Origin of the sequence: Ferruginivarius sediminum, from assembly GCF_003344765.1 — a bacterium.
In the GTDB taxonomy this organism is placed as follows: Bacteria; Pseudomonadota; Alphaproteobacteria; order Kiloniellales; family Rhodovibrionaceae; genus Ferruginivarius; species Ferruginivarius sediminum.
The window spans coordinates 1-23,505 of record NZ_QPMH01000020.1 but is presented as its reverse complement, the minus strand read 5'-3'; the positions used below and the strand labels follow the sequence as shown (position 1 = coordinate 23,505).

Sequence of the window (23,505 nt, the reverse complement as noted above, 5' to 3'; positions counted from 1 at the left end):
CGCCCTAGCCGTTGGAATTCACTTGGCGCGCCGCTTCGTCTTCGCGCTCTTCCCAGCTGGAGCGGCACTTTCCGACGAGCCTGTCCCGGTCTGCCCGTCCGAAGACGGCTTCGCATGAACGAGCGTCTCGACAAGCGGGTCGATTAAACTGGCATTGTGCAGGACACGGAACACGCCGCCATCGAGCAAGGCCAGGCCGAACACCAGCATGGGCGTGTCGATCACCTGCGCCGCCCTGGGCTCGACAAGGCGGTCGACCTCGGCGATCCAGGCGTCCGCCCCCTTAGGCTCGCCCTTTTCCAGGTCGCGCAATGTCGGCACGACCTCTCCGAGCCGGTTGTCCATATACTCGGGATGAACCTCGCAAACCGCCGCCGCCATTCGAGGCGCGTCCAGCTTTTTGCTCCCGATCCCGCTGAGCGCACTTTCCACCGAATAGCTGGCGCCACGATGGGGCGGAGACGGCCCGTCATCCGTCGCTTGGCTCATCTCCTCCGTTGTCAGCGCGTCCATCTGGCCCCCGTTCACACTGCCGGTCCAACGTCCACTGGTATCAAATTGTACCGCTTTAGGTCCGACTTCACCACCCGGCCGCTTCTCCGGAATCACGTTGGAGCGATGCTTTCACATTTTGCAATTTTGCTTGCAGGAGCATGTGCTCTCGCCTATATGTGACGGGGTCTGGATTGGTTACTTCGAGCATGTGAATGGACGCCGCGGCCTGACGGTTCCGGTTTCCCAGTCTCCTCGGAAGCAACGATGTCTGGATACGCGCGGCGGGTGGTCCGCCGTGCATTGTGCCGCTTTTGAATGGAGGCCGATATGGCAACCGGTACTGTCAAGTTCTTCAACACCACCAAGGGTTATGGCTTCATCCAGCCGGAGGACGGCAGCAAGGACGTGTTCGTGCACATCACGGCCGTTCAGCAGGCTGGTCTGGATAGCCTCAGCGAGGGCCAGAAGGTGAGCTTCGAGCTCGTTACCGACCGCGGCAAGACTGCCGCCGGCAACCTGCGCCCCCTTTAAGGCTTTTGCCTGACCCTGCCGCCGCGTTCCATACGTGACGCGCGGCAGGCGCAAAAGAAACGGCGGCATCCTTTACGGATGCCGCCGTTTTCTATTGCCGTACGGCTAATAGAGAAATCCGGCCGTGCCCCGGACAGCCGGGATTCCTGGTTACTCCCCCCAGGCGCTGCCGTCGTCGCTGCACAGAACGCGGATTGCAACCTTCACCTTGGTTTCCTTCCCACCCAGGTTGCGCCAGCGCACGCGCCAATGGTTTGCCGAAACCGGCAGGTTCATGGTCATCGCCACCCGGTGATCTGCTGGGTCGGCCATCGGCATCCCACCACCACCATTGACCGCATACGGCGCGTTGTCCGGACACTTCACATCCGCTCCGCATGTGTCGCCGCGCTCCAGCGTGCAAGCCTCGATGTGCGGCTTGATCCACGTCTGATCGGCCCGCGCCGGCACAGCATGCAGCATGAATGCGGTGGCCAGCGACAGTGAGACCGAAAGGACCGTTGAGCGCATACCGCCTCCCTCCCGTTCGTCTACTCTTTGGTTAGGCATCCTCGTCCGCAAGAGCGTCCAGCGCGATCGTCGAATGTGCGACGGCTGCCCCGGCCCGCATTTCGGCCGCGACCCAAATCGCTTCCATCACCTCGGCCTCGCTGGCGCCATGACGTTTGGCGGCCTTTACATGGCCGCGAATACAGTAAGGACACTGGGTAACGTGCGCCGTTGCCACGGCGATCAGTTGCTTCGTCTTTTCGTCCAGCGCACCGGCCTTGAACGCCGCCCGGCTGAAAGCCTGGAACGCGTCGGCCACATCCCGCGCCGCCGCCCGTCGTTTTTCCGCCGTTTCGCGCGTCGGCTTCGGAAAAAGATCGTCGCCCATCTCTCGCTCCGCCACCAATTTCAGCGAGAGGCTCATCGCCTCGGGAATTAAACGTTGCTGGGATCGATCGGGCCTTCCGGCTCGCCGCAGCAGTGTCACTAATGCCGCAAACATCGCGGCACACGCGCTGACAAATGGCGCAGGCGGCCGGGGTCTCGGTAAAACTTCGCCGTTCGTGAAGCGAAACGGCCTCTATACTGGGCCGCGTAACGACTCGAACCAGCGATAATACCGATTGCCGGCTGCCTGCTGCGGCTTACCTCACCCCTCAAGCCTGATCTGATTGTTCTGAATCTCGGCTCGCCAGGCAAACGAAACTTTTCGGGGTCAGGCATCGGCGAAATCGATAATCAAACTCGCCGTGGCGGTGAAGCGAAGCGTGACGAGCGCGTCTGTTTTCTGCATAATTTTATTTTAATCAATATGTTATAGGATATTGTTAAACTTTGACATGCGCCGGCGATTACCCTCGACCGTGCCACCCGATCGGTTATATGATCATATACAAACAGACGTACCCTTGAGCCGACATACTAGGCGAAGTCATGGACCTCGTCCTTGTGCGAACCTTCCTGGAGGTTGCCGCCTGCGGCAGCTTCAGCGCCGCCAGCGAGCGTCTCAACGTGACGCAATCGACGGTTAGCGCGCGCGTCAAAGCCCTTGAGGACAGGCTGGGCCGCCCCGTGTTCATGCGGAATAAGGGCGGGACCGCACTAACCATGACCGGTCAGCAGTTCCAGCGCCATGCCACCCAGATCCTGCGAAGCTGGGAGCATGCCTGTCAGGATATCGCCATTCCGGAGGGCTTCACCTCGGTCCTGCGGGTGGGCAGCGAGGCCGGCCTGTGGATGCGGCTCTTGCACCAATGGATCCCCTGGATGCAGCATCACGTGCCCCAGGTCGCCCTGCGGATCGAGGCCGGAACGCCCGACGTGCTCATGCTTCATCTGATCGAGGGAACGCATGACATGGGCGTCACCTACGCGCCGCAAAGCCGGCCGGGCCTGAAAGTGGACCTCCTGGTCGAGGAAGACCTGCTGCTGGTCAAGACGCCGGAAATCAATGGCGCGCCGGCCGGCGGGGCGCCTGCGCCGGGCTACGTCTACGTCGACTGGGGACGGGAGTTCCGTATCCACCACCAGGCAAGCTACCCCGACTTCCAGATGCCGGGCCTGCTGATCGGTATCGGCACGCTCGCGTTCAAGCATGTCATCAACATCGGCGGCTCGGGCTATTTCCCGCGTTCGCTTGTCAACAACTATATTGCGCGCGGCGACCTTGACCTCGTAGACGGCGCGCCGCTTTTCTCGCTGCCGATTTACGTCGTCTATCCAGTAATGCGGGACGAGGAACTTTTCGATACCGCCATCACGGGCTTGCGCGAGACTATCCTGCCCGCCTGCATGAATAGCGGGGATTGAACCCGATCTCACCGCCTAGGGCGCGGCACCGATTTCAGAGGGCTTGTCCGGCGTCCAGGAGCGTTGCAGCCATCCACGCAGCGCCCGCGTAACGGCATAGGGGCGCTCCATCGGTGCCAAGTGTCCCGCACCGGCGACAACCAGCAGATCGGCGCCAGGTATGGCCGCCGCCATTTCCTCCGCGCGCGAAGGCGGGGTCAGCCGGTCGTCGCGCCCGCAGATCACGATGGTCGGCACCTTGATCTTCGGCAGCATCGGACGGCTGTCCGGCCGCTCCATCACCGCCAGTTCCTGCCGGATGAAGCCGTCGCGCCCTATACGCTCGGCCATGGCGTAGATGCGGCCGGTCAACGCCTCGTTCCGGAGGTGGCGATGCGCGATAAGCGTCGGCAGCATGCGCGGGGTCACACCCCGGAACTGCCCCTTCTCGGCAAGCTCGATCAGGCCCTGGCGCCGGCGCTTGCGTTCTTTCGTGTCGGCGCGCGCCGAGGTATCGACGAGCGCCAGGCGCAAAACCCGTTCTGGCGCCTGGCGCAGGATCTCGAAGGCGACATAGCCGCCCATCGATAGGCCGCCCAGAGCGAATCGGGCCGGTGCCTGGGCCAGAATGGCGGCGGCAAGGTCCGGCAGGTTGTCGTGGCTGCTGGTATCCGCCACCCATGACGTGGCGACACCGCCCAGGTGCTTCGTTTGATGCGCCCACAGGTCGCCGTCGTTCAGCACGCCGGGCAGCAGTACGAGCGGAATGCGCTCGCGCGGCGTTTCGGCCTCTTCGTGAAGCTCCGTATCCGTCATCGCTCCCCCTGCCCCTCGACCCCGGTACCGGGATGCCGCACGCGCCGCTGCGCACACCCGATGCAAGGGCAACAATATACAACTCGATATTAAAAGGGCCAATGCCTTCAATTTAATCGAATCGCCGATACCCGGAGGTGACGGTAGATACATTTTACTGTGGTCGCTGCCGCACTATACTTTTAAATTAGAAGTTCATTCGAATAGGTGTCGACACACTTGTCTTGGAACCCGAGCCGGCGGGGCAACCGGACGTGGCGAAGTATCGTTAATCAACCGATACGTCGCAGACAGTTCACGGGACACGGAGTGGCGGGACCCATGACGTTGCATTTGAACCTGATCGAACGATTTCCGGAATACCGCGAACGCATCAAGGACCTGCTCGAAACCAATGCCACCTTCACAAACCTGGCAAAGCGCTATGGCGAGGTTGCCGAGCAAGTCCGCGAAGGTCGTGACGAGAGCGATCCGGACGCAGAGCGCCTCAAGCGGCGCAAGCTGGACCTTGAGACGGAAATGCTGTCGATCTTGCAGGAGAAATCCCGTCCATGAGCCTGAGACTGGGCCGCGTGGCAATGATTTGCGCCATGGGTGTCGTCGCTTGCGCGACCGGGCAAAACGCCGTCATCACGCACGAGTATTTCGCGCCGACCTACGGCCCCAAACTGCTGAACTCCGCCGGCAAATACCAAGCGGTCCCAGTGGAGATCGTCGGAAACCCCTTCGCCGCGCCCAAAGCCACGGTCGACGCGGCCATGATGAATGCCGTACGGCGCACCGCATACGGCGGCAGGATCGCGTTTACCGCCAATCCCGAGGGCGAAGTCCGCTCCCCCTTCCGCCTGGTCGCCATATTCACGCCTAGCCCGCGCATCGGACACGCCGATGTCTGCACGGGCAGCCGCGAACAGGAGCGCCAGCCCCTTGGCGGGCTTGAACTGATGATGACGTATTGCTTCGGCGAACGCGCCCTGAGTTCCGTGCGGGCGCGTCGGGCGGACCTCGGCGGGCCGGACGATCCGGCGTTCGACCGCTTCGTGCGGAATACGACCGCCGCCCTCTTCCAGCCGCGCAAGGAAGACGGCAACGGACCCGACGGCGACGATTTCTTCGAGTGAATCCAGTTGGTTCGATGCGCGGCTTATCTGATCAGCTTGATCACGTCCCGGAAGGCATCGGTTCCCGCGCGGTGCAGCCATTCGAAGGCGACCATCTCGCTCGTCACCGCCTCGATGCCATGGCGTGCAAGCCGCTCCAGGCCCGCCCGCTTGTCGCTGTCGCGCCGGGAGCCGCAAGCGTCGGCAACCACGAAGGTGTCGAAGCCGGTGGTCGCCGTCTCCGCCGCTGTCTGCATCACGCAGACATGCGTCTCGGCGCCGCAGATGACCGCCTGACGCCGCCGCAGGGCGGACAGGCGCCGGGCGAAATCCGGCTCGCGCATCGCGGAGAAGTTCATCTTCTCGACAACGGGTGAATCCGGGGCCTGCGTGCGGACCGCTTCGACCGTGCCGCCCAGGCCGTCGGGGTACTGCTCCGTCAGGATCACGGGCACGTCGAGGCGGCGGGCCACCTGGAGCATGAAAGCGACCCGTCCGGTCACCTCTTCCGAATGCGCCACGGCCGGAACCAGCCGTGCCTGCATGTCCACCACGATAAGGATGCTGTCATTGGCACGGAGGAGCATTGGGAGGCGATCCTGTGCAAGTAATGGGAATGAAAAACCTGAAATGTTTTAGCGAAAGCAACCACCGCCGCCAAGCCGTAAACCCGCCGCGCTGCTGCCATGGAGTTGTGATTGACAGGGCGGCTTGACTCTCTATGATCCCGGCCCATCTACGTAGACAACGTAATCCAGTCCTTCCCAAGAATAGACGGCCGAAAAAGACGTCCTGTATGACATTCCAAGACCTGGGCTTAAGCGACAAGCTCCTTAACGCGCTGAGCGATGCCGGCTACAGCGACCCGACACCCATTCAGGAAAAGGCAATTCCATATGTCCTGATGGGCCGCGACGTCCTTGGCTGTGCCCAGACAGGTACGGGCAAGACGGCGTCCTTCACCCTGCCGATGATCGATATCCTGGCAGAAGGGCGCGCCAAGGCGCGCATGCCGCGCTCGCTGATCCTGGCGCCAACGCGCGAGCTCGCCGCACAGGTGGGCGAAAGCTTCGAGAAGTACGGCAAGCACCACAAGCTGTCGAAGGCGCTGCTGATCGGCGGCTCGTCCTTCGCGGACCAGGAACAGGTGCTGAACCGCGGCGTCGATGTGCTGATCGCCACGCCAGGCCGCCTTATCGACCTTTACGAGCGCGGCAAGATCCTGCTGGCCGATGTCCGCATCCTCGTCATCGACGAGGCCGACCGTATGCTCGACATGGGCTTCATTCCAGATGTCGAGCGTATCGTGTCGATGCTGCCGACGATCCGCCAGACACTGTTCTTCTCGGCCACGATGCCGAAGGAAATCCGCCGGCTGGCCGACAAGTTCCTGATGAACCCGAAGGAAGTCTCGGTTTCCCCGCCGGCTTCGCCCGCGGAGACGGTGCAGCAGGGCGTTGTGCGCTGCCCGGGTAAGGACAAGCGCAAGGCGCTGCAGACATTGATGCAGCGGGAGAACGTCACGCGCGGGCTGATCTTCTGCAACCGGAAGCGGGATGTCAGCGCCCTGGCGAAGGCGCTGGCCAAGCAGGACTACTCTGTAGGGGAACTGCACGGCGACATGTCGCAGCCGATGCGCATGCAGACGCTGGAGCAATTCCGCGCAGGCGAGATTCGGCTGCTGGTATGCTCCGACGTGGCAGCACGCGGCCTCGACATTCCCGAGGTCAGCCATGTCTTCAACTACGACGTTCCCACGCATCCGGAAGACTACGTCCATCGTATCGGCCGTACGGGTCGCGCCGGTCGTTCGGGACTGGCGTTCATGCTGGCCACGCCAGCCGATGGCAAGTATCTGGCCGACATCGAATCGATGATGTCGGGCCGCATTCCCGCCGTGGATATCGACTCCGTCAACGTCCTGCCGCCGGAAGAGGTGGAAGGCGCTGTCGCCGAGAAGCCCGAGTCCGGCAAGCGTCGCCGGCGTGGATCGGGGCAGCGCAAGCCGAAAGCGGAAGGACGCAAGCAAGCCTCTCGCGGGACGGAGGCAAAGGCGGAAAGCCAGCCGGCAACCGAGGAGGCCCGGCCGGACGACGCACCGCGGGACGACTCCAAGCCCGCCGCCGTGGCAGAGGAACAAGAAAAGAAGAATGCGAAAGGCAAACAGGTGAAAGCCAAGGATAAGTCGAAGTCGAAGCAGTCCCCCGAAAGCCGCCAGGCCTCAAACGGCCGGCAGTCCAAGCCGTTCGGCGATCATACACCGGCCTTTCTCCTGCGCCCGGTGCCGATTTCCTCGGCCACGGCCTGAATACGGAGGACAGCGGATCCATGGGCGCCCAGCCAAGCGAGCGTCCGTTTTCGTTCCGCCCCTCAATGGATTGTAGCCTTGGTTTGCCGGTGCGGCGCGCTATCATGCCGCGCACCGGATCCACCGTCGCGGGCAGGAGCGCCATGCAGACGATCTTCATCAGCATTAAGTGCGAACGCGGCAAGGCCTACGAGGTCGCCGACGAACTGGTCGATCTGCCAGAGGTGTCCGAAGTTCACTCCACCTCGGGCCAGTACGACCTCCTGGTGAAGTGCTACCTTCCCGATGGCCAGGATATTGGCCATTTCGTGACTGAGCGGGTCCAAACCCAGCCGGACATCGCCGATACCTTCACGACCATCGCCTTCAAGGCCTTCGGCTAGCCTGCTAACCTGCGCGTCTAATCGGCGCCGAAAGCCGTCTCCACGGCTTCGCGCAGCACGACGGCATGGTTGTGCGTCCGATCCCTTGCGGCGAACAGCAGCGTCAGGCGGCCGGCGCGGGCAGCGTCGAGCAGCGGCCTCAGGGCCTCCGGCGCGGCATCCAGCTCGGCCCGATAACGCTGTGCGAACTCGGCGAACTTGTCGGGGTCGTGCCCGAACCACTTGCGCAGTTCCGGCGTCGGCGCCGCATCACGCCACCAGAGGTCGAGCCGCGCGTCAGTCTTGCTGATGCCGCGCGGCCAGACGCGGTCAACCAGGATACGCGCGCCGTCATCGGGCTCCGCCGGGTCGTAGATCCGCTTCAAACGGATATCCGGAGTGGCCGGGCGCGCCCACATGTAGTCGGGGTCCGCCTCTTCGGCGTAGCATACCGGCGAGCTGGAGTCGCCCCGTGTGCCGTCGTGCTGTCCGGAACCGCCGTTCATGTCTTACCTCTCCATCTCCACACCTGCCCCGAACATCGGACCTTCAGGCCGGCTTGAAAAGATGTTTCCACGCCGATTTCGTCAGGCCGGCGTCAACGGTATCGTCCGGGCATGAAAACCGCCTCTGACACCACCGCCCGCGCACGCCAACTTATCGGCCTGCTTGACCTCACCAGCCTGGACAATCGAACGAACCGCGCAACGGTCGAACAACTCTGCGCCCGCGCGATGACGCCGTATGGCCCGGTTGCGGCCGTCTGCATTCCACCGGCCCATTTGGAGGCAGCCAGACGCACGCTCGGCGCGGCGGTCGTGCGCATCTGTACCGTGGCGAATTTTCCGCACGGACAGGCCGACAGGAAACGCGCGGCTTTCGAAATCCGCGAGTCCGTGGCCGCCGGGGCACAGGAGGTGGACGTCGTCTATCCCTTCAGCAAGGCCGCCGACGAAAGCTGGGCCAGGGGCGAAGCCTTTGTGCGCGCTTGCAAGACGGCGGCCGGGAACGCCACGCTGAAGGTCATCCTCGAGACGGGCGCCCTACCGGACCCCTCGTCCATCGCCCGAGCCTCGCGCGCCGCGATTGCCGGCGGGGCGGACTTCCTGAAGACCTCGACCGGCACGCGAGAGCCGGCGGCGACACCGGAAGCAGCGGAAACCATGCTGCGCGTCATCGCCGAACAGGAACGACCCGTCGGTTTCAAGGCCGCCGGCGGCATCCGGCAATACGAGCAGGCAGCCGTCTACATGGATCTGGCGCGCGATATCCTGGGAGAAGCCGCCATCATGCCCGAGCGTTTCCGTATCGGCGCCTCAAGCCTGCTGGACGATCTGATCGACAAGGCAAAGGGGACCGGAGCATGACGGATACCCCATTCCCGCAGGAGATCATCCGCCGCAAGCGCGACGGCGAAGCTGTGAATGAGACGGAGATCGGCACTATCGTCGCGGGGCTGGCCGACGGCAGCCTGAGCGAGGCACAGGCCGCCGCGTTCGCCATGGCGGTCTGCCTCAACGGGATGGACCAGCGTGAAACCGCGGCATTGACCAGGGCGATGGCGGACAGTGGCGAAACCCTGGACTGGCCGGACGTTGACCGGCCGGTCGTGGACAAGCACTCGACCGGTGGGGTCGGCGACACCGTCAGCCTGATCCTCGCGCCCATCGTCGCGGCCTGCGGCGGGGCAGTGCCGATGATATCGGGCCGGGGCCTGGGCCACACCGGCGGCACCCTGGACAAGCTGGACGCCATTCCCGGGTACAATGCGATGCCCGACCTCAAGACCTTCCGAAAGGTCGTGCGCGAGGTCGGCTGCGCCATTGTCGGCGCCACGTCGGAGCTGGCCCCGGCGGACCGGCGGCTCTATGCCATCCGCGACGTGACGGCAACGGTGGAATCGATCCCCCTGATCGTGGCTTCCATCCTCTCCAAGAAACTCGCCGCCGGCCTTGGCGGCCTGGTGATGGACGTAAAGTTCGGCTCCGGCGCCTTCATGCGGGAATTGCCGGACGCCCGCACCCTGGCGGAAGCCCTGGTTGCCACCGGAAAGGCAGCCGGCCTGCCAACGGTCGCCTTGCTGAGCGACATGGATCAGCCGCTGGCGCGCAGCGCCGGTAACGCCGTCGAGGTGCGCGAGGCTATCGCTCAGCTTACCGCTCGGACAGGCAATGCCCGCTTGCGTGTTTTGACCCTGCGCCTGGCGGCCGAGATGCTTCAGCTTGCTGGACTGGCGGACAATCGGGAGGACGCCCGGCGGCAGGCCGACCGGGCTCTGGCCGACGGCCGCGCGGCCGAGCGCTTCCAGGCCATGGTCGGCGCGCTCGGCGGCCCCGCCGACCTGATCGAGCGACCTGACAAACATCTGCCGCGCGCGCCGGTGCAGCGCGAGGCCCCGGCCCCGCACCCGGGTTATGTTGCCAAGATGGACGCTCGCGCTCTGGGCGTTGCCATCATGCACCTGGGCGGCGCACGCCACCGCGCGGAGGATACGGTCGATCCGGCCGTCGGTTTGAGTGGGCTGGCCCAGGTCGGCGACCGGGTGGAGGCAGGAACGCCGCTTGCCATCGTGCATGCGCGCGACGAACAAGCAGCGGATGCGGCTAAGGCACGGGTTCTGGATGCCTATACGATCAGCGAGTCTCCAGCGCATCCGCTGCCGCTGGTCGCGGCACGCGTGCCCAGTGGCGGCGAGCTGTGACCTCGGCACTTCGCACCGCCCTTCCCTTCGCCAGCTTCTACGGCGCGTTCTTCCTGGCGCTGGGTATCTATCTGCCATTCTGGCCGATGTTCCTGGAAGATCGGGGCCTAGCCGGTGCCGAGATCGGCCTTGTCCTGGCGCTGGGCACCTGGGTGAAGACGGCCGTGAATCCGGTTATCGGGCAAATCGCCGACCGTACCGGGCGCCGCCGGTGGACAATGGGTGCGCTCGCACTGTTCGCCCTACTGGCCGCCGCTGCGTTCCAACTCGTCCATGGCTTCTGGGGCGTGCTGGCGATCCATCTGCTACTGTTCCCCAGCTTCCATTCCATCATCCCGCTTGGCGAGAGTCAGGCAATGGCGGCTGTCCGTGCACACAGCCTCGACTACGGGCGGCTGCGGCTGTGGGGTTCGATAACGTTTATCCTGGCCGTCCTCGGCATTGGCGAGGTTCTGAGCAGCCACTCCCCGGATTCCATCCTCTGGGGAATCATGGCCGCCCTGGCGCTGCTGTGGTTGACGACGCTGCTGCTGCCGAGGGCCGAACGGCGGACGGAACGTCACGCCCCGGCACCGCTAACCGCCCTGCTCGCTCATCGCCGCTTCGTGCTGTTCCTGGCGACCGGCGCCCTGCTGCAGGCCAGCCATGCCGTCTACTACGCCTTCTCGGCCGTGCATTGGAAGTCGGTCGGCATCTCGCCCGCCACCGTCGGCTGGCTGTGGTCGGAAGGCGTGGTCGCGGAGATCCTGCTGTTCGCCGCCGGCGGGGCCGTTCTGGCGCGGACCGGGCCGGTTGGCCTACTGCTCCTTGCGGCGGCGGGCGGATTGCTGCGGTGGAGCACCCTGGCCGTCACCACGGATATCGGGGTGCTGGCAGCGGCGCAGGTCCTGCATGGCCTGACCTTCGGCGCGGCCCACCTGGGCGCCATGCACTTCATCGCGCGGACCGCCCCGTCCGGTCTGCAAAGCACGGCACAGGGCCTCTATAGCGCAGTATCGGGCGGCATCGCTATGGGACTGGCCATGCTGGCGGCCGGGGCGCTTTACGACAGCGTCGGCGGCCTGGCCTTTTACGCGATGGCGGCAATGAGCGCCGTGGCCGGCGTGCTGGCCCTCGTCCTGTGGCGGGCGGAACGGCAGGCGGGGGGCTATGCTGTGCCGTAGATCCGGTCGCCGGCGTCGCCAAGGCCGGGAACGATATAGCCCTTCTCGTTCAGCTTCTCGTCAATCGCAGCGGTAAAGATCGGCACGTCCGGGTGCGCCTCGCGCAGCACCTTGGCGCCTTCCGGAGCCGCCAGCAAGCACAGGAATTTGACGTTGTCGGCCCCGCGTTCCTTCAGCTTCTGTACCGCGGCTGCGGCGGTATGGCCGGTCGCCAGCATCGGGTCGCAGACGATGGTCAGCCGCTCGTCCAGCGCGTCGGGAACCTTGAAGTAGTATTCGACCGGCCGCAGCGTCTTGGGATCGCGGTAGAGCCCGACATGGCCGACACGCGCGTGCGGGATCAGGTCGAGCATCCCGTCCAGGATACCGTTACCCGCACGCAGGATGGATACGAGGCACAGCTTCCGCCCCGCCACCACGGGCGCGCGCATCGGCGCGATGGGCGTCTCGATGTCCATGTAATCCAGCGGGATGTCGCGGGTCACTTCGTAAGCCAGCAGCAGCGACAGCTCGCGCGCCAGCCGACGGAACTCCGGCGTCGGCGTCTCCCGCCGGCGCATTTGCGTCAGCTTGTGCTGGACCAGTGGGTGATCGACGACGGTGACCCCGTCCTGTCTTGCTGTCATGGCGTCCTCCCTTCCGCGCGGGCGCAGTCATACGAAAGCGACGGACGCCTGTCGAGACGGCCCGCACCCATGCCGGCCAGTAGCATACGCTTTCGTGCCGCGCCCAGCCGTTCCACGACGCTTTCGCCCGCGAAAACCGGGGATAACTACCCGCTTGGCGCGTGTCACATCTATGCTAGGCTCCGGCGCATCTTCAGGGGACACACGGCCAATCCACAGCCTGCCGAGTCGCCGGCGGGCACGGTCGCGAGGGGGATTCGCGAATGTCGGAAATCAAATCGCACGAACCCGGCGCACAGCCGGGCCTGGATCTGCATGAGCGACCGGCGGGCCACCGCTGGCTGGTGCTGTCGGTACAGCATCTCTTCGCCATGTTCGGCGCCACCATCCTGGTGCCGCTGCTCACTGGCCTGAACCCGGCGGTCGCGCTGGTGACCAGCGGGCTCGGCACGCTGGCGTATATCGCCATAACGAAAGGCGGCATTCCCGCTTATCTGGGATCGTCCTTCGCCTTCATCGCGCCCATCGTGGCGGGCACGGAGCTGGCCGGTCCCGACGGTGCCCTTGTCGGCGCCTTCGCCGCGGGCTGCGTCTATCTGGTGGTGTCGCTGCTGATCGGCGCGCTGGGCGTGAACTGGCTGCTACGGCTGCTGCCGCCGGTCGTCGTCGGACCGGTCATCATGGTGATCGGCCTGTCGCTGGCCTCCGTCGCCATCGACATGGCGACCAACGACCCGGCGACGGAGAGCTACAGCGCGCTGCACTTCGGTGTCGCGCTGGCAACGCTGGCGGTGACGATCCTCGCGGCCGTCTTCCTTCGCGGGTTCTTCGCGATGGTGCCGGTGCTGATCGGCATCGTGGCCGGTTATATCATCGCGCTGGCCGCGGGGCTTGTCGACATGTCGGGAATCTGGGCGGCCGAGACCGTGCGCGCGCCGGACTTCATCGTGCCCTTCGTCACCCACGACACGCAGGTGCCGGCAGAGATCTTCCTGCTGCTGGTGCCGGTCGCCGTCGTCACCATCGCCGAGCATATCGGCGACCAGTTAGTGATCTCCAAGGTGATCGGCCGCAACGTCGTGAAATCGCCGGGCCTGCACCGCTCCCTGGCCGGTGACGGCGTCGCCACGATGATCGCCTCCTGCCTGGGCGGCCCGCCGAACACGACCTATGGCGAGAACATCGGCGTGTTGGCGATCACGCGGGTGTTCAGCGTATGGGTGATCGGCGGGGCGGCCGTGCTGGCCGTGCTGCTGGGCTTCCTGGGGAACTTCGCGGCGTTCCTGAATTCGATCCCGACGGCCGTCATGGGCGGCGTCTCGATTCTGCTGTTCGGGATCATTGCCTCCTCGGGCCTGCGCACGATGATCGAGGGGCGGGTGAACCTGGGCGAGAAGCGCAACCTCGCCATCGTCTCGGTCATCCTGGTGATCGGCGTCGGCGGAGCGGTGCTGCCGCTGGGAGAGTTGGTCGAGCTGTCGGGAATGGCACTCGCGGCGATCGTCGGGATACTCTTGAACCTGATCCTGCCGGGCAAGCACCTGACCGGCGATATCGAGGAAGTTCTGGGCCGCGGCTAATCGCCGCCCACAATATCGGGCGCGGTGCCGGACAGCCGGCGCCGCGCCGCCTCCAGCTCCGGCCGCGTCATACGCCGGGCGACCTCGTCCCGGCGGCGGGCCGCCCAGTCGAAGCCCTGCCGCGCGGCGCGGGTCAGCCACACCCAGGCCCGTACCCAGTCCCGCTTTACCCCGCGGCCGCGTGCGTAGAGATCGCCCAGGTTCATCTGCGCGACCGCCTCACCCTGCTCCGCCGCGCGGCGATACCAGCGGGCAGCGGCGCGCGCGTCGGGCGCTCCCGTGACCTCACCGCTTTCATAGAGCCCGGCGAGGGCGACCTGCGCCGCGGCGTGACCGCTCTCCGCCAGTTCCCGATACTCGGCGATGGCAGCCTCGACCTGGCCGCCGTCATAGAGCTGCGAGGCCGTGGCATAGCTCGCTGCCCCGGCGGGCGATAACGGGGCGACGGAAAACAAGGCGGCGGCCACCGCCGTTGCGGTGGCCGCCGCCATACTCACCCTTAAGCCGCCCGGGACGATGCGCATCGCACAGCCGGGCCCACCCGATGATCCCCGGCGCGCTAGCGCACCCGGAGGTTCTTCGGCACGAACATCATCGAATCGATATTCTTCGGCGTGCCGATCTTGTGGCACTGGATGCAGAATTCGACGTTCTCGGCACCCTTGCCCTTGGTCGCGCCGACGATCTGCCCGTTCGGCATGATCATCGAATAGCGCCAATCGTCGGACTTCGGATACCAGCCGTCCTCCATCTTCTCCATCAGGAACAATGGGCCCAGGCTGGCCTTGCCGGTCTTCGAGGAAACCGAGAAGCTGGGTTTGGCCAGGACGGAGCCCGCTGGCATCTCGCCAGCGTTCTCGTAAAGCGCGTAGGCCTTCGCCGTCTCGTTCGCGTAGTTCTGCACATAGCGGCCGCCGTGCGTGCCCGAGATGAAGGGCCGCGTCGAGTAGCGGCGCCAACTGGTATAGGCCTTGGCGTATTCGTTGCCCGACTTGGCGTACGACGTCTTGAGCTCGTCGAGCAGGCAGTCGTAGACCGCCACGGCCTCCTCCGGCGTCAATTCGGCCGGGCCCGCGGCCGCGCCGCACGGATTGCAGGGACTACACGGATTGGCCGCGCAGGGATTCGCGGCCGCACACGGATTACAGGGGTTCGCCGCGGCACAGGGGTTGCACGGGTTCGCGGCGGCACATGGATTGCAGGGATTGGCCGCGGCGCACGGGTTGCACGGGTTCGCTGCCGCCTTTTGCAGTCGCGGTACCGCGCAGGCCGTCTCACCCCCGCCGGCACCCGCGGCGCAGGGATTGCACGGGTTACACGGATTGGCTCCGGCGCAAGGATTGCAAGGGTTCGCCGCCGCACACGGATTACATGGATTAGCGGCACCACAGGGATTCGCAGCGCCGCACGGATTGCATGGATTGGCCGCCGCGCACGGGTTCGCCGCAGCACAGGGGTTGCATGGATTGGCCGCAGCGCAGGGATTGCAAGGGCTGCATGGGCTGCAGGATGCAGCCGCGGGCGTGGGAAGCGTGGCGACGGTCGCCGCCCCGCCGACCGCAACACCGGCCACCAGCATCAGCGGGATCATCGTGGTCGACAGCAGTGCGCGCTTACGCGATTTGGGCATTCGTTGCTCTCCGTGACTTAGGCCATCCCCATTCCGCGATTTTCCGCGGCTTTCGAACATAACGCCAAGCTAGACTCTTCGGTTGGGGCATTGAAATCAACCGGCATCACGTTGTCGTGACACCTGCATCGTACTGTATTCCGCCGCCATGACATTCGCATGATGCAATCATTTATCTCGACATTACTGTCGAAACCTTTCCTGTTCGCGGGCAAAGCTGTTGGCGGCGCGCTATTGTTTCGACACTTCTTTGAGAAATGCGATTACATCAGCCCGGTCCTTGGGATCGAACAGTCCGGGAAACGGCATCCTATTGCCGGGCACCACGCTTGCACCATCGGCCAGATAGGCGTCCAGCTTCTCCGGCGTCCATTCGAACCCGGCCTCGCGCATCGCCTCGGAGTAGCGGAATCCCTCGGCACTGCCGGCCCGACGGCCGACCACGCCTTTCAGGTTCGGGCCGATCCGGTGTTTTCCCTCGCTCAGGGTGTGACACATCGCGCAGGTATTGAAGACCTGACTCCCGCGCGCCGGGTCGCCGTCCTCGGCCGCCGCACCATTCGCTATACCCGCCAGTGCAATCATGAAGGTTCCCGCCAGAACAGGAATCGTGCCCCTCATCCGCCTTCCCTTTTTCGCTGTTTGTGTTATTTCGTCGCAGATTCCGACACCGTCCCAACGCCAGAGCCGGATATAATAGTCTTGCGCAGGCCCGGTGGACGCAAAACACGCCGGCACACATTGCGGTGAAGGGCTGTTCCCGGGGCAGCGTCAGGAATGGCCCGCAAGATGCGCGTCTGACCCCACTGAATACCCATCCGGGGCTTGATTTTCCCACGCCATCATATATCTGTTGGATACCAGACCAGATCGGTCCGGATTTGGAGGTCCCATGTTCAGGCTCAACCGGCTCACGGACTATGCCGTCGTCGTGATGGCCCAGTTGAGCGCGGGCAGCAAGCCGCTGTCCAGCGCACAGCAGATCGCCCACGAAACGGGCGTACCCCTGCCCACGGTGGCGAAGGTCCTGAACGTACTGACCCGCGAAGGGCTTGTCACCTCGCATCGCGGCGCCGCGGGCGGCTACACGCTGACCCGCCCGGCGACGGAGATTCCAGTGTCCGACATCATCGAGGCGCTGGAGGGGCCCATCGCGCTTACCGCCTGTGTCGACACGGCAGGCGGCTGCGAGGTTGGATCGATCTGCCCGATGCGCGGCACCTGGGACAAGGTGAACAAGGCGATCGAGACCGCGCTCAAGGGCGTGACTCTGCATGACATGATAACCAGCGGCCCGCTTCCCGCGGCCTTCGCGGACGGGCCGTTCGGGGCGAACGCGACCCCGGCCAGCGGTGCGCGGTAAGGGCCGGCTGACGTAAGGCAATACGGACTGACGAACGCACGACAAGAATAAAAAAAACAAGATATCTGCTGACGTAAAACGCCGATCGAACGCGGCAAGCAGGAGAGAGACGACATGGCAGGTGCCAGCGCCGAGACGGTCGAACAGGTCCAGGAAGTTACAAGCCAGAAGTACAAGTATGGCTTCGTGACCGATATCGACATGGAGCGGCCGCCAAAAGGGCTCAATGAGGACATCATCCGCTTCATCTCGATGAAGAAGAACGAGCCCGAATGGATGCTGGAGTGGCGCCTAAAGGCCTACCGCCACTGGCTGACCATGACGCATCCTTCCTGGCAGAAGGTGAAGGTCCCCGAGATCGACTTCCAGGACGCCTACTACTACGCGGCGCCGAAGTCGGATGAGGATCGACCCAAGAGCCTGGACGAGGTCGACCCCAAGCTCCTGGAAACTTACGAAAAGCTCGGTATTCCGCTGAAGGAACAGGAAGCGCTCGCCGGCGTCGCCGTCGACGCCGTGTTCGACAGCGTTTCGGTGGCCACGACCTACAAGAAGAAGCTGGAGGAGAAGGGCATCATCTTCTGCTCCATCTCCGAAGCGGTGCAGAACCATCCGGAGCTCGTGCGGGAGTATCTGGGTTCGGTCGTTCCCTACTCCGACAACTTTTTCGCCACGCTCAACAGCGCGGTCTTCACCGACGGCTCGTTCGTCTACGTGCCGAAGGGCGTGCGCTGCCCGATGGAACTGTCCACCTACTTCCGCATCAACGCGGAGAATACGGGCCAGTTCGAGCGCACCCTGATCATCGCCGAGGAAGGCAGCTACGTCAGCTATCTGGAGGGCTGCACCGCGCCACAGCGTGACGAGAACCAGCTTCACGCCGCGGTGGTCGAGTTGGTTGCCCTCGACGATGCCGAGATCAAGTACTCGACCGTGCAGAACTGGTACCCAGGTGACGAGGAAGGTGTCGGCGGCATCTACAACTTCGTCACCAAGCGCGGGGCCTGCCGGGGCGACAACTCGAAGATCTCGTGGACGCAGGTGGAAACCGGCTCGGCCATTACCTGGAAGTACCCCAGCTGCATCCTGCAGGGCGACAACTCGGTGGGCGAGTTCTACTCCATCGCCATCACCAACAACTACCAGCAGGCCGACACCGGCACGAAGATGATCCACCTGGGCAAGAATACCCGCAGCCGGATCATCTCCAAGGGCATCTCCGCCGGCCACGCCGACCAGACCTACCGTGGCCTGGTCCGCGTCTCGCCGAAGGCGGAGAACGCGCGCAACTTCACGCAGTGCGACTCGCTGCTGATCGGCGAGACCTGCGGCGCGCACACGGTGCCCTACATCGAGAGCCGCAACCGCAGCGCCAAGGTGGAGCACGAGGCGACCACCTCGAAGATCAGCGAGGACCAGCTTTTCTATTGCCGCCAGCGCGGCCTGTCGGAAGAGGATGCCGTGGCCCTGGTGGTCAACGGCTTCTGCCGCGAGGTATTGCAGCAGCTTCCAATGGAGTTCGCGGTCGAGGCACAGAAGCTGGTCGGCATCAGCCTGGAAGGCAGCGTCGGCTGACGCAGGGCGCAGGGCCGGCAAGACAGAGATTCATCAGGAGAGCAAGCAGCGATGAGCATGCTGGAGATCAAGAACCTGCGCGCCGAAATCGAGGGCCAGGAGATCCTGAAGGGGCTGAACCTTTCCATCGGTCCGGGCGAGGTCCACGCGATCATGGGGCCGAACGGCTCGGGCAAGTCCACCCTCGCCCACGTCCTCACCGGCCGTGAGGGCTATGAGGTTACAGGCGGCGAGGTGCTGTTCCAGGGCCGGAACGTTCTGGAGATGGAACCGGAGGAGCGCGCCGCGCTGGGCATGTTCCTGGCGTTCCAGTACCCGGTGGAGATTCCGGGCGTCACCATGACCACCTTCCTGAAGGAGGCGGTCAACTCGATCCGCAAGGCGCGCGGCGAGAAAGAGATCGACGCCCTGCAGTTCACCAAGGAACTGCGCGAACGCTGCAAGCTGCTGAACATCTCCCAGGATATGCTCCGCCGCTCGGTCAACACCGGCTTCTCGGGCGGCGAGAAGAAGCGCGCCGAGGTACTGCAGATGGCCGCGCTGGAGCCGAAGCTGGCCATTCTGGACGAGACGGACAGCGGCCTCGACATCGACGCCCTGAAGACGGTCTCCGACGGCGTGAACCGCCTGCGCAGCCCCGAGCGCTCGATGCTGGTCATCACGCACTATCAGCGGCTGCTGAACTACATCGTGCCGGACCGCGTGCACGTGATGGTGCGCGGACAGATCGTGAAGTCCGGCGACAAGAACCTGGCGCTTCAGCTTGAGGAACAGGGCTACGCCGAGTTCGCCGAGGAGGCTGCGGCGTAACTCCGGCCGCGAATGCAGTAACGCAAGGCACGATACGAGGACGATTGCAATGGCGAGCGAAAGCGCGCTGGAGCCTTTCACCGAACAGTACGAGGCGCTGACTGGCGCCGGCACGCTGCCGGGCGATGCCCTGCCCTGGCTGAAGCGGCTGCGCGAAGAGGGTATCCAGCGCTTCGGCGAGCTTGGCATTCCCACACCCAAGGTCGAGGTCTGGAAGTACACCAACCTCCGCGCGCTGGAGCGGACCGCCTTCCAGCCGGCCGCCGGCGGCACGGCGACGCCCAGCCTGGACACTGTGCCATCGCTGATCGGCGAGCAGGCGGGCCATCGCATCGTCTTCGTCAACGGTCGGCTGCACGCTGACCTGTCGCGACTGGACCGGCTGCCCGACGGCGCCCGGCTGACCAGCTTCGCCAAGGCGCTGGACGAGGATCCGGGCCTATTGTCGGACCATGTCGGCCGGATCGCCGAGGGTCACGACGACCAGGCGATGTATCACCTGAACAGTGCCCTGATGCAGGACGGCCTCGTGCTTCACGTGCGCGGGGGCGTGAAGGTTGAGGAGCCGATCGAGGTGGTCTCGGTCGCCGCAGCCGACGGCGAGCCGCTGTCCTGGCATCCCCGGCACCTGATCGTGCTGGACCCCGACAGCGAGGCCACGCTGGTGGAGAATCACGTCAGCCTGGGCGGCGGCGCGACCTTCGCTAACGCAGTGACGGAAATCACCGTCGGCGCGGGCGCGCGCCTGCATCACTACAAGCTGCAGGACGAGGCGACGACGGCTTTCCATATCCACACGCTCCATGGCCGCGTGGGCGAGAACGCGTTCTACGACGGCTTCGGTCTGACGGTCGGCGGCAAGCTGACGCGGAACGACCTGCATTTGCGTCTGGAGGGCTCGTTCTCGGACGCGCGCCTGAACGGGGCCTACCTGCAGCGCGGAAAGCAGCACTGCGACAACACCACGCTGATCGAGCATTGCGTGCCGGACACGACCTGCCGCGAGGTCTACAAGGGCGCGCTGGAAGGCAAGGGCCGCGCGGTGTTCCAGGGCAAGCTGCACGTCCATCCCGATGCGCAGCGCACTGACGGCCATCAGCTCAGCCAGGCGCTGCTGCTCTCCGAGGAAGCGGAGATCGATGCGAAGCCGGAGCTGGAGATCTATGCGGACGACGTGAAGTGCAGCCACGGTTCGACCGCCGGCGAGTTGGAGAAGACCGCGCTGTTCTACCTGCGCTCGCGCGGCATCCCCTACCCGGTCGCACGGCGCATCATGGTCGAGTCCTTCCTTGGCGGGGTGGTTGAGGAGATCACGACGGAGTCGCTGCGCACCGCCTTCATGGAGCGGATCACCAACTGGCTGTCCCAGGCTTCGGATTGAGGACGAGGAGATACGGTCAACAATGAACGACGCCGGCAACGCCCTCGCCGACAAGCAGACGCCGCTGAGCGCGGGCGACAACGTCCGCGGCGCCTTCGACGTCGAGGCGGTGCGCGCTGACTTTCCGGTGCTGCACCAGGAAGTCTACGGCAAGCCGCTGGCCTATCTCGACAGCGCCGCCAGCAGCCAGAAGCCGCGCCAGGTCATCCGCGCCATGGATGAGGCGTACGAGACCTATTACTCCAACGTCCACCGCGGCCTGCATTACCTCAGCCAGACCTGCACCGATCATTTCGAGGCGGCGCGGGAGAAGGTGCGGCGCTTCCTGAACGCCGAGAAGGCGGAGGAAATCGTCTTCACGCGCGGCGCGACAGAGGCCATCAACCTCGTCGCCGCCAGCTATGGCCGGAAGTTCCTCAAGGCCGGCGACGAGATCGTGCTCACCACGATGGAGCACCACGCCAACATTGTGCCGTGGCAACTGCTGCGCGAGCAGACCGGTGTCGAGCTGAAGGTCGCGCCGATCGACGACAACGGCGACATCCGCGCCGAGGATGTCATCGACCTGATCGGCCCGAAGACCGGCATGGTGGCGATCACTCATATCTCGAACGCGTTGGGTACGGTCGTGCCGGTGAAACAGATCGTGGCCGCCGCGCACGAGGCGGGCGTGCCCGTGCTTGTCGATGGCTGCCAGGCCGCGCCGCACATTCCCGTCGACGTGCGGGACCTGGGTGCCGATTTCTACGCCTTCGCCCCGCACAAGCTCTATGGCCCCACAGGCGTGGGCGTGCTCTACGGCCGCTACGACCGCCTGGAGAGCATGCCGCCCTATCAGGGCGGCGGCGAGATGATCAGCCGGGTGACGTTCGAGAAGTCGAACTTCAAGAAGCCGCCCCACCGGTTCGAAGCAGGGACGCCCTCCATCGTCGAGGCGATTGGATTGGGTGCCGCGATAGATTACGTGGAGACCGTGGGCCGTGAGGCCATCGCCGCGCACGACGCAAGGCTCCTGGCCTATGCGACCCGGCGGCTGTCCGAGATCGAGGGACTGCATATCGTTGGCCAGGCGACGGACAAGGCCGCCATCGTGTCGTTCGTCACCGACTGGGCGCACGCCCACGACGTCGGTACTATCCTCGACCGGGCAGGCGTCGCCGTGCGGGCGGGCCATCACTGCGCCCAGCCGACGATGGACCGCTTCGGGCTGAGCTCGACTGCGCGGGCGTCGTTCGGTATCTACAACACCGAGGCGGAGGTGGACCAACTGGTCGACGCGCTGCACATGGTCCGGGAGATTTTCGGCTGATGATGGATGAACTGCGCGAGCTCTATCAGGAGGTGATCCTCGACCACGGGAAGCACCCGCGCAACTTCGGGTCGTGCGAGGGCTGCAATCACACCGCGCACGGCTTCAATCCGATGTGCGGTGACACCCTTATCATTTACCTGAACGTTGGCGAGGACGGCATCATCAAGGATGCCACTTTCAAGGGGAAAGGCTGCGCGATTTCAGTGGCTTCCGCCTCGATGATGACGGAAATCCTGAAAGGCAAGACCGTCAAGGAGGCCGAACGCCTGTTCGCGGCGTTCCACGAGATGTGCACCAAGGACGACGCGGAGATGCCCGAGGGCGTCGACGAGGACGCGATCGAGCGCCTGCAGGTCCTCTCCGGCGTGCGCGACTTCCCGGTGCGCGTGAAGTGCGCCACCCTGGCGTGGCACACGATGGACGCTGCCGTGCACGGCAAGGACGAGATTTCCACCGAGTGAACGATTGACCGCTCCCGGAAAGGGGCGGCGGGAGGCCAGGCGAATGGATCCGATGGACATGATGTTCGGCGAACCGCTGGATCCGTCCGAGACGGAAGGCCTGACGGCCACGGCGGGCCAACCGTTGGATACCTCCAAGCAGCAGCCGGCCGGCGAGGATGCAGTCGTCGCCGCCATGCGGGAGGTCTATGACCCGGAAATTCCGGTCAACATCTACGACCTGGGGCTGATCTATAACATGGATATCAGCGACACTGGCGACGTCCGTGTCGAGATGACGCTCACGGCGCCCGGCTGCCCGGTTGCCGGGGAGATGCCGCAGATGGTGGCCGATTCGGTTTCCAGGGCCGAGGGTGTCGGTCAGGTAACGGTGACGCTCACCTGGGAGCCACCCTGGACGATGGACCACATGAGCGAAGACGCCAAGCTGGCCCTCGGCGTGGGTTGACGACCCTGGCAGAACGAATTCAAGCTCTTATATAATCAGGTTGCAAGGTAACGAGAGGTTGTCCATGCCCGGCCCCGCGATGATCTCGCTGACTGATGCCGCCGCCGACCGGGTCAAGGCGCTGATCGCCAAGAGCGACAGACCGGTTCAGGGATTGCGCATCGGCGTGCGGACGAAAGGCTGCTCGGGCCTCAGCTACCATTTCGAGTATGCCGAGGACCAGAAGCCGACTGAGGACGTGATCAACGACAAGGGCGTGAAGATCTTCATCGACCCGGCCTCGGTGATCTTCTTGTTCGGCTCGGAGATCGACTACAAGGAAGGCAAGCTGGAAAGCGGCTTCGTTTTCAACAACCCGAACGAAAAGGGCCGCTGCGGCTGCGGCGAGAGCTTCACCGTCTAGAACCGCGCGACGGTCTCCTCGGGCTGCCTTGCGGCAGCCCGTCTCCCCCTGAGGGGGACCTTTGCGATACGGTCATTTGCGGCGAGGAGTTTGACGAGGGCCGGTTTGGCCGGTCCGCGTGGCGGTTTTTTTGTCGGATTGACGGGATAGGGGGCTTTTTTAT

28 protein-coding genes are annotated in these 23,505 nt (G+C 64.6%); 18 read left to right on the top strand and 10 right to left on the bottom strand.

Annotation, left to right across the window (positions count from 1 at the left end; all coding sequences use genetic code 11):
• Nucleotides 1–18: 18 nt before the first annotated feature.
• Nucleotides 19–513 carry a hypothetical protein gene (locus tag DRB17_RS16300; protein WP_114583290.1) on the bottom strand — a complete coding sequence of 165 codons (495 nt, stop codon included), beginning with the start codon at nt 511–513 and terminating at the stop codon, nt 19–21.
• A gap of 309 nt (nt 514–822) precedes the next feature.
• On the opposite strand from DRB17_RS16300, the gene DRB17_RS16295 reads away from it, so the two are divergent.
• Nucleotides 823–1,026: a cold-shock protein gene (locus DRB17_RS16295; RefSeq protein WP_114583334.1), complete on the top strand. Its 204-nt coding sequence runs from the start codon at nt 823–825 to the stop codon at nt 1,024–1,026.
• A 150-nt stretch (nt 1,027–1,176) separates the two neighbouring features.
• On the opposite strand, the gene DRB17_RS16290 is transcribed toward DRB17_RS16295, so the two are convergent.
• Nucleotides 1,177–1,536, bottom strand: coding sequence for a hypothetical protein (locus DRB17_RS16290; RefSeq protein WP_114583289.1), 360 nt, complete (start codon nt 1,534–1,536; stop codon nt 1,177–1,179).
• Between the two features lie 31 nt (nt 1,537–1,567).
• A complete protein-coding gene (locus tag DRB17_RS16285) occupies nt 1,568–2,002 on the bottom strand; it encodes a carboxymuconolactone decarboxylase family protein (RefSeq protein WP_241503871.1) in 435 nt (144 codons plus the stop codon).
• Nucleotides 2,003–2,448: 446 nt separating this feature from the next.
• On the opposite strand from DRB17_RS16285, the gene DRB17_RS16280 reads away from it, so the two are divergent.
• Nucleotides 2,449–3,324, top strand: coding sequence for a LysR family transcriptional regulator (locus DRB17_RS16280; protein WP_114583288.1), 876 nt, complete (start codon nt 2,449–2,451; stop codon nt 3,322–3,324).
• A 15-nt stretch (nt 3,325–3,339) separates the two neighbouring features.
• On the opposite strand, the gene DRB17_RS16275 is transcribed toward DRB17_RS16280, so the two are convergent.
• Nucleotides 3,340–4,119 (bottom strand): alpha/beta fold hydrolase, encoded by a 780-nt coding sequence (locus tag DRB17_RS16275; RefSeq protein WP_114583287.1) that lies wholly within the window; start codon nt 4,117–4,119, stop codon nt 3,340–3,342.
• Nucleotides 4,120–4,440: 321 nt separating this feature from the next.
• Here DRB17_RS16275 and DRB17_RS16270 point away from each other — a divergent pair, with 321 nt between their 5' ends.
• Both DRB17_RS16270 and DRB17_RS16265 read left to right on the top strand, forming a co-directional pair.
• Entirely contained in the window at nt 4,441–4,674 is a 234-nt protein-coding gene (locus tag DRB17_RS16270) for an HP1242/YdcH family protein (protein ID WP_114583286.1), read from the top strand.
• Nucleotides 4,671–5,240, top strand: coding sequence for a hypothetical protein (locus DRB17_RS16265; RefSeq protein ID WP_114583285.1), 570 nt, complete (start codon nt 4,671–4,673; stop codon nt 5,238–5,240). The genes DRB17_RS16270 and DRB17_RS16265 overlap by 4 nt, the downstream gene beginning before the upstream one ends.
• Before the next feature lie 23 nt (nt 5,241–5,263).
• Here DRB17_RS16265 and DRB17_RS16260 read toward each other — a convergent pair whose 3' ends face one another.
• Nucleotides 5,264–5,806 carry an isochorismatase family protein gene (locus DRB17_RS16260; protein WP_114583284.1) on the bottom strand — a complete coding sequence of 181 codons (543 nt, stop codon included), beginning with the start codon at nt 5,804–5,806 and terminating at the stop codon, nt 5,264–5,266.
• A gap of 209 nt (nt 5,807–6,015) precedes the next feature.
• Between DRB17_RS16260 and DRB17_RS16255 the strand changes: the two genes are divergently transcribed.
• Nucleotides 6,016–7,527, top strand: a complete 1,512-nt coding sequence (locus DRB17_RS16255; protein WP_114583283.1) for a DEAD/DEAH box helicase — start codon at nt 6,016–6,018, stop codon at nt 7,525–7,527.
• A gap of 143 nt (nt 7,528–7,670) precedes the next feature.
• Nucleotides 7,671–7,910 (top strand): Lrp/AsnC ligand binding domain-containing protein, encoded by a 240-nt coding sequence (locus DRB17_RS16250; protein ID WP_114583332.1) that lies wholly within the window; start codon nt 7,671–7,673, stop codon nt 7,908–7,910.
• Between the two features lie 17 nt (nt 7,911–7,927).
• Here DRB17_RS16250 and DRB17_RS16245 read toward each other — a convergent pair whose 3' ends face one another.
• Nucleotides 7,928–8,395: a DUF488 domain-containing protein gene (locus DRB17_RS16245; protein WP_421779115.1), complete on the bottom strand. Its 468-nt coding sequence runs from the start codon at nt 8,393–8,395 to the stop codon at nt 7,928–7,930.
• A gap of 111 nt (nt 8,396–8,506) precedes the next feature.
• Here DRB17_RS16245 and deoC point away from each other — a divergent pair, with 111 nt between their 5' ends.
• Genes deoC through DRB17_RS16230 form a run of 3 tightly spaced genes read left to right on the top strand, consistent with a single transcriptional unit; the run spans nt 8,507 to nt 11,753 of the window.
• Complete coding sequence (deoC, locus tag DRB17_RS16240) at nt 8,507–9,256, top strand: deoxyribose-phosphate aldolase (protein WP_114583282.1); 750 nt, start codon at nt 8,507–8,509, stop codon at nt 9,254–9,256.
• The gene (gene deoA / locus DRB17_RS16235) at nt 9,253–10,590 is read left to right on the top strand and encodes a thymidine phosphorylase (protein ID WP_114583281.1); all 1,338 of its coding nucleotides are present in this window, start codon (nt 9,253–9,255) and stop codon (nt 10,588–10,590) included. Before deoC ends, deoA begins: the two co-directional genes overlap by 4 nt.
• Nucleotides 10,587–11,753 (top strand): 3-phenylpropionate MFS transporter, encoded by a 1,167-nt coding sequence (locus DRB17_RS16230; RefSeq protein ID WP_114583280.1) that lies wholly within the window; start codon nt 10,587–10,589, stop codon nt 11,751–11,753. The genes deoA and DRB17_RS16230 overlap by 4 nt, the downstream gene beginning before the upstream one ends.
• Here DRB17_RS16230 and upp read toward each other — a convergent pair.
• Nucleotides 11,738–12,379: a uracil phosphoribosyltransferase gene (gene upp / locus DRB17_RS16225; protein ID WP_114583279.1), complete on the bottom strand. Its 642-nt coding sequence runs from the start codon at nt 12,377–12,379 to the stop codon at nt 11,738–11,740. The genes DRB17_RS16230 and upp overlap by 16 nt on opposite strands.
• Nucleotides 12,380–12,642: 263 nt before the next feature.
• On the opposite strand from upp, the gene DRB17_RS16220 reads away from it, so the two are divergent.
• Complete coding sequence (locus tag DRB17_RS16220) at nt 12,643–13,959, top strand: uracil-xanthine permease family protein (protein WP_114583278.1); 1,317 nt, start codon at nt 12,643–12,645, stop codon at nt 13,957–13,959.
• On the opposite strand, the gene DRB17_RS16215 is transcribed toward DRB17_RS16220, so the two are convergent.
• From DRB17_RS16215 to DRB17_RS16205, 3 genes are all read right to left on the bottom strand, one after another.
• Nucleotides 13,956–14,450 (bottom strand): tetratricopeptide repeat protein, encoded by a 495-nt coding sequence (locus DRB17_RS16215; RefSeq protein ID WP_206607921.1) that lies wholly within the window; start codon nt 14,448–14,450, stop codon nt 13,956–13,958. The two genes, DRB17_RS16220 and DRB17_RS16215, sit on opposite strands and share 4 nt — an antisense overlap.
• A gap of 68 nt (nt 14,451–14,518) precedes the next feature.
• Nucleotides 14,519–15,001: a cytochrome P460 family protein gene (locus DRB17_RS20250; RefSeq protein WP_161958861.1), complete on the bottom strand. Its 483-nt coding sequence runs from the start codon at nt 14,999–15,001 to the stop codon at nt 14,519–14,521.
• A gap of 819 nt (nt 15,002–15,820) precedes the next feature.
• A complete protein-coding gene (locus DRB17_RS16205; protein WP_114583275.1) occupies nt 15,821–16,210 on the bottom strand; it encodes a c-type cytochrome in 390 nt (129 codons plus the stop codon).
• 271 nt (nt 16,211–16,481) lie between these two features.
• Here DRB17_RS16205 and DRB17_RS16200 point away from each other — a divergent pair, with 271 nt between their 5' ends.
• The 8 genes from DRB17_RS16200 (at nt 16,482) to DRB17_RS16165 (ending at nt 23,342) form a co-directional block, all read left to right on the top strand.
• Nucleotides 16,482–16,952, top strand: a complete 471-nt coding sequence (locus DRB17_RS16200) for an SUF system Fe-S cluster assembly regulator (RefSeq protein WP_114583274.1) — start codon at nt 16,482–16,484, stop codon at nt 16,950–16,952.
• 114 nt (nt 16,953–17,066) lie between these two features.
• On the top strand, nt 17,067–18,527 hold the full coding sequence (sufB, locus tag DRB17_RS16195; RefSeq protein ID WP_114583273.1) for a Fe-S cluster assembly protein SufB: 1,461 nt from the start codon (nt 17,067–17,069) through the stop codon (nt 18,525–18,527).
• Between the two features lie 57 nt (nt 18,528–18,584).
• A complete protein-coding gene (sufC, locus tag DRB17_RS16190; RefSeq protein WP_114583330.1) occupies nt 18,585–19,337 on the top strand; it encodes a Fe-S cluster assembly ATPase SufC in 753 nt (250 codons plus the stop codon).
• Nucleotides 19,338–19,386: 49 nt separating this feature from the next.
• Entirely contained in the window at nt 19,387–20,718 is a 1,332-nt protein-coding gene (sufD, locus tag DRB17_RS16185) for a Fe-S cluster assembly protein SufD (RefSeq protein WP_114583272.1), read from the top strand.
• Between the two features lie 22 nt (nt 20,719–20,740).
• Nucleotides 20,741–22,027 (top strand): aminotransferase class V-fold PLP-dependent enzyme, encoded by a 1,287-nt coding sequence (locus DRB17_RS16180; protein ID WP_114583271.1) that lies wholly within the window; start codon nt 20,741–20,743, stop codon nt 22,025–22,027.
• A complete protein-coding gene (sufU, locus tag DRB17_RS16175) occupies nt 22,027–22,491 on the top strand; it encodes a Fe-S cluster assembly sulfur transfer protein SufU (RefSeq protein ID WP_114583270.1) in 465 nt (154 codons plus the stop codon). Before DRB17_RS16180 ends, sufU begins: the two co-directional genes overlap by 1 nt.
• Before the next feature lie 43 nt (nt 22,492–22,534).
• Nucleotides 22,535–22,939: an SUF system Fe-S cluster assembly protein gene (locus DRB17_RS16170; RefSeq protein ID WP_114583269.1), complete on the top strand. Its 405-nt coding sequence runs from the start codon at nt 22,535–22,537 to the stop codon at nt 22,937–22,939.
• 64 nt (nt 22,940–23,003) lie between these two features.
• Nucleotides 23,004–23,342 (top strand): HesB/IscA family protein, encoded by a 339-nt coding sequence (locus tag DRB17_RS16165; protein ID WP_114583268.1) that lies wholly within the window; start codon nt 23,004–23,006, stop codon nt 23,340–23,342.
• Nucleotides 23,343–23,505: the final 163 nt, after the last annotated feature.